This window comes from Enterococcus sp. HMSC078F03 (genome assembly GCF_001811595.1).
Lineage (GTDB): Bacteria > Bacillota > Bacilli > Lactobacillales > Enterococcaceae > Enterococcus > Enterococcus faecalis.
Map to the genome: position 1 here is coordinate 1 of NZ_KV805548.1, position 4,800 is coordinate 4,800.

7 protein-coding genes are annotated in these 4,800 nt (G+C 32.3%); 2 read left to right on the forward strand and 5 right to left on the reverse strand.

Annotated elements, in window-relative coordinates:
- The first annotated feature begins 117 nt into the window (after positions 1–117).
- Together HMPREF2810_RS03785 and HMPREF2810_RS03790 are read left to right on the forward strand one after the other, a co-directional pair.
- A complete protein-coding gene (locus HMPREF2810_RS03785) occupies positions 118–360 on the forward strand; it encodes a GlsB/YeaQ/YmgE family stress response membrane protein (RefSeq protein ID WP_002360880.1) in 243 nt (80 codons plus the stop codon).
- A 24-nt stretch (positions 361–384) separates the two neighbouring features.
- Positions 385–1,443 carry a hypothetical protein gene (locus tag HMPREF2810_RS03790; protein ID WP_002417138.1) on the forward strand — a complete coding sequence of 353 codons (1,059 nt, stop codon included), beginning with the start codon at positions 385–387 and terminating at the stop codon, positions 1,441–1,443.
- Positions 1,444–1,571: 128 nt separating this feature from the next.
- Here HMPREF2810_RS03790 and HMPREF2810_RS03795 read toward each other — a convergent pair whose 3' ends face one another.
- From HMPREF2810_RS03795 to HMPREF2810_RS15875, 5 genes are all read right to left on the reverse strand, one after another.
- Positions 1,572–2,108: an Asp23/Gls24 family envelope stress response protein gene (locus HMPREF2810_RS03795; protein ID WP_002360878.1), complete on the reverse strand. Its 537-nt coding sequence runs from the start codon at positions 2,106–2,108 to the stop codon at positions 1,572–1,574.
- A gap of 26 nt (positions 2,109–2,134) precedes the next feature.
- Positions 2,135–2,332 carry a DUF2273 domain-containing protein gene (locus tag HMPREF2810_RS03800; protein WP_002360877.1) on the reverse strand — a complete coding sequence of 66 codons (198 nt, stop codon included), beginning with the start codon at positions 2,330–2,332 and terminating at the stop codon, positions 2,135–2,137.
- A gap of 16 nt (positions 2,333–2,348) precedes the next feature.
- On the reverse strand, positions 2,349–2,915 hold the full coding sequence (amaP, locus tag HMPREF2810_RS03805; protein ID WP_002360874.1) for an alkaline shock response membrane anchor protein AmaP: 567 nt from the start codon (positions 2,913–2,915) through the stop codon (positions 2,349–2,351).
- A gap of 163 nt (positions 2,916–3,078) precedes the next feature.
- Positions 3,079–3,501 carry a CsbD family protein gene (locus HMPREF2810_RS15205; protein WP_010815591.1) on the reverse strand — a complete coding sequence of 141 codons (423 nt, stop codon included), beginning with the start codon at positions 3,499–3,501 and terminating at the stop codon, positions 3,079–3,081.
- 915 nt (positions 3,502–4,416) lie between these two features.
- Complete coding sequence (locus HMPREF2810_RS15875; RefSeq protein ID WP_002417142.1) at positions 4,417–4,557, reverse strand: hypothetical protein; 141 nt, start codon at positions 4,555–4,557, stop codon at positions 4,417–4,419.
- Positions 4,558–4,800: the final 243 nt, after the last annotated feature.

The window sequence follows — 4,800 nt, forward strand, 5'->3', positions numbered from 1 at the left end:
ATTTTTTCATTTACACAAAATATTTTACACTCTCGTACACTAAATTTATCTCAATTATGAAAAAAAAAGTATATAGATATGTTACTATAAATATAGTATAACAAGGAGGTGATATTCATGGGATTAATCTGGTCATTAGTTGTAGGGGCCATTATTGGAGTTATTGCAGGAGCCATTACAAAAAAGGGTGAATCTATGGGATGGATTGCAAACATAGTTGCTGGTCTTGTCGGTTCTGCCATTGGACAAGGAATTTTAGGAAATTGGGGACCTTCTTTAGCAGGTATGGCACTTATTCCTTCTATCGTTGGTGCAGTAATTTTAGTAGCGGTTGTTTCATTTTTTTTAAATAAAAAATAATATATTTTTAACTAAGTTAGGAGAATGTTTAAGATGGGGAACAAAAATTATAGGTTAAAATCCTATTTAACAGATAGTGAAGCGGGTTTCAATATTTCTTGGGGTGCTATTATTGCAGGTGTAATTACCTTTCTTTCAATTTTTATGACACTTGGACTTATTGGATCAGCGATTGGTTTTGGAACACTAAAACCTACATCAAGTAACCCTTTAGATGGCGTTGGAACGGGTCTAATTATATGGATAATTATTACTATTGCCTTATCTCTTATGGCTGCAGGGTTTGTGTCTGGTGTGGCAGCAAGAAGAATTGGTTTATTGCACGGCTTCTTAACATGGGCAACAAGTATGATTGTAGTAATGCTTCTAGTGAGTTATACAGCAGTTAGTGCATTTTCAGCAATCGGTTCCCTTTTAGGAAATGTAGCTTCTGGTGTAGGGGATAGTGTTGGGGCAGTTGCTTCGACCACCGGCGATGCGATTTCAAAAGGTTTTGATAAAGTAACTGATGAAATTGGTACGGTCAATACACAAGAACTACAAAACAATGTAAACAAATATTTAAAAGATACAGATGTTCCAGAGCTTCAACCAGATTATTTAAAAGATCAAATGAGTGAAGCGACTGATAAAATTAAAGATGCTGGTAAAGAAATTGTGAAAAATCCTAAAAATGCAGATAAGGTTTTTGATTCTACAGCGGACTCTTTACAAGACCAAGCGAAAAAAATTGGCGATTCCGTAGATAAAAATGCGATTGCGAATGCTGTAGCGAAAAATAGTGACTTATCTCAAGAAGAAGCACAACAAGCAACAGATAATATTTACAATGAATTAAAAACAGCTAGTGATGAAGCCCAAAAACAAATTGACACTGCACGTACTAATTTAGATAAAGCTAAAGATGATTTGAAAGAATCAATCGATGAAGCGAGACAAACGGCAGAAGATGCTTCAAACACGACGGCTAAAGCATCTATTTGGGGATTTGTTGCAATGGTTGTTGGCTTAATTATTACTTCTTTAGCAGGATTGTTAGGTTCTAATTTAGTAAAAACTTCTGATAAAGAAACTACTATGTAGAACGTTAAAGCGGTACTTCCTATTCTACAAAGTTAACCAAAAAAGGTAAGCCTTTATGCAGGCTTACCTTTTTAGCTTTTTAATACCATTAATATTACTTTTCTTCCTTATTATTCAATTTGCTTTTTTTATTTTACACGAGATTCAGTCAATTCTTTCGCTTTAGAACTTCCTTTTGAAGCCAACTCTTTTGCTTTATCTGCTTGTTCACTAGTAAAATTACTTACCGCTTCTGTAGCATCGCCCATTTTATCTTGTAAGGTCACAGAATCTTCTTCGTGTTGTTCTTCTGTTTTAATATCTACGACGTTTACATTTACTTCGATTACCTCTAGCCCCGTCATATTTTTGACTTCTTTCGTGATAATTTCTTTCATCTCGTTATAAATTTTGTGAATGTCTTTACCATATTCTGCAACGATATCTAAGTCTACTGCCACTTGTTTTTCTCCTACTTCAACGTCTATACCTGATGTAACGTCGTCTGTATTTACTAACTTGCCAGCTAAATTAGAAAAGAACCCCCCATCAACAGTAAGTAATCCTTCTACTTCTTCTAAAGAAATACCAATAATTTTTTGAATTACTTTGTCTTCATACGTTAACTTTCCTTGTACTGCTTCTACTTTATTTGCCTCTTTGACAGTTACTTTTTCTTTATCCAATTGTAATCACTCCTATATATTATTATTTATTTTAGTTTGTTTTGAAAAATGTTTCTGATAAAATCATTTTTACTTATATAATTTCCGATAAAAATGCCTACTCCAACCATGAGTAATACAAGAATCGTTTTGAAGAAACCAACAGTGAAAAATAAAATTGCACATATTAAACCTGTTAGCCCACCAATAATTGGATATTTATACACCATTAATAGTTCTTTCACAATATCCCCTCTTTCATTACACAACTCGTTTCTTTCTGGTTTTATTAGTATTTGAACGAGCCGTATTTTTAAAGACCACCTCTGTTTTTATTGCCGTGTCCAAGCCAATAAATTCTTTAATATATGCATCAACACTTTCAATAAACTGATTTGTTTGGCTCACAACTGCTTTATTTTCGCTTGTACTACCAACAATACGCACTTTTATTTTTCTTTTATACATTTTTACTTTTACTTTTGAGTCATTTAATAAGTTTGTTTGAGATACTTGTGATTGAATTAGCCCTACGATCGCGCTTTTTTTTATTTCTAGTTTGCCTTTGTCTTCACTCAACTTAATAGACGTTACTTCTGTAGGTCTTAAGATAATCCATAAAATAACTAAAGCGAGTATTGCCATGCCTATCACACTACCCCAATAGAAATAAAAAGGCATGTAATTTCCAATTAAAGGGTATTCTTCAGGTTTTATAAATCGGATATTTAACGAGTATACAAACTGATAATGGACAAACACTGTAAATAAAAATGTACCAAGAACTAAAGCAATGAAACTAAATAGGACTTTTCCTCCTCTGGTCATCGATCCCCCCTACTTTCATATGAAATTTATCACAATATAATTCTACCAAAAGTGATTGTTCTGTAAAAATTTTATGCTTCTAACAAGCGTTATTTAACAATACTATTTTAAAAACTCAAAAAAATAGAACAAACCAATACAGTTCGTCCTATGATTAAGTGATCTATCTCTCAAATTCATCTTTTATATCACCGGCAACATCTTCTGCTTTTTCTTTAGTATTTGAAATCGCTTCTTTTGCTTGGCCAGTTGCTTGTTCTAAGAAACCTTCAGCTTTTTGTTTGTCGTCACCAGTTACATTTCCTACAGCTTCCTTTGCTTTCCCAGATACCTTCTCAGAAGTGCCTGTTCCTGCAATACCTGATATAGATTGTTTTAAGTCCTCTAAAACTTCTTTAGAAGCCCCAATAACTTGATCAAAAGTTCCTTCTGCCTGCATTTGTTCATTTCCTATCACTTTTCCAGCGACTTCTTTTGCTTTTCCTTTAACAGAATCTTTATTAGTATTCATCTTATGCATCTTATTAACGACAGCTAAACCAAAAGCTGTAGCTAAAAAACCAACGATAATTCCACTTTTTTTCATAGATATTCCCTCCATATTTAAGATACTTTTATTCTACCAGAAATTGAAGTAAAACACTTGTATTATACATTTCACAGAGTGTGAGAATTCGACTACGTTAAATCATAAATCCATTAGTTGTTTTTTTCTTGGTTATAGCGCTACAATATATTATTATATTCACCTAAATCGCTCGATAATGAAATTATTGCAATGGTACCATCAGGTTACAAACGTCTTAGCTTTTTTTAATGTGTATTCCTATTCACTGCATTCAAGCAATTACTTTGCTAAAAATATATATTATTCCCAAAATAATTACTAAATGGTATAATTGCTTTACTTTCTTAGGGATTTTATATCTGGGATAAATTGACTCTCTTTCTAAAATAACTGTTGATAAACGGTTATTAGCAATTGTTGTCTTCATCATAGACGCGTTGTCGATTTTTAATATTGACTATTTCACACCTAAAAGATAACTGGCGGAAAACGGTTATCTCTATCATATCAGTTAGTCAGCCAGTGGTCGGCTGACTATTTTTATTGTTAAGAACTTCTGGGTATGGGGCTAGTCACAAGAGAAATAACCAGATCATAAAATAATTGAGTTCTCTACTTTTTATCATGTTTCCATATATAAAATGGTTTACGATAAATATTGTTGCGAACATTCTAATTGCAATACTACTAACTTTGGTAATTCTTACTTAAATTCTGTTTTAAAATTTTTATTCATTTATTTGTTCAATATGTATTATTTATCTGTCAAAATTAGGTCATTGAACTCTAAAAGTTATGGAAAAACAGGTCAAAAATTTAGAAGTTTCTGGCCTGTTTGTTTTTAGATAAAAATTACACAACTAGCTTGTGTCTTATTCAATATGCCGTTTTTTGTTAAAAAATCAGAAATCCAAAACTTTAAAATTTTTAACCTCATTTTTGACCTGGTTCCTTTTTTTCATTTGATTTCAATTTCAAACCACTCTTTTTATCTTCTTTACTCTGTACTCTATCTTGTAGTACTTTCAATGGAACTGGTAGTTTTCCATCAATACTCATCACTACTACCATCATCTCACCCTTTCTAATTCTTTTGTATTCGTTTCCGTTTGATAATTTGCAGGAATACTGTATATGAGACACCTCTATAGATTGTTTTTCCTCTATCTTGCAAAAATGTTGAATTCCGGCTGCTATCCCATATTTTAAAGTATATTTTGATTTTCAAATATTTCTAAAATGTCTTTAGGAAATATTTCTGGTTTTTCTAACAATATTCGTCCTAGGGGTCCCGAGCGCTTAGTGGGAATTTGTATC

Coding starts and splice junctions, on each gene's coding strand:
- HMPREF2810_RS03790 (WP_002417138.1), top strand. CDS start 385: ATGTTTAAGATGGGGAACAAAAATTATAGGTTAAAATCCTATTTAACA.
- HMPREF2810_RS15205 (WP_010815591.1), bottom strand. CDS start 3,501: ATGAAAAAAAGTGGAATTATCGTTGGTTTTTTAGCTACAGCTTTTGGT.
- amaP (WP_002360874.1), bottom strand. CDS start 2,915: ATGACCAGAGGAGGAAAAGTCCTATTTAGTTTCATTGCTTTAGTTCTT.
- HMPREF2810_RS03785 (WP_002360880.1), top strand. CDS start 118: ATGGGATTAATCTGGTCATTAGTTGTAGGGGCCATTATTGGAGTTATT.
- HMPREF2810_RS15875 (WP_002417142.1), bottom strand. CDS start 4,557: ATGATGGTAGTAGTGATGAGTATTGATGGAAAACTACCAGTTCCATTG.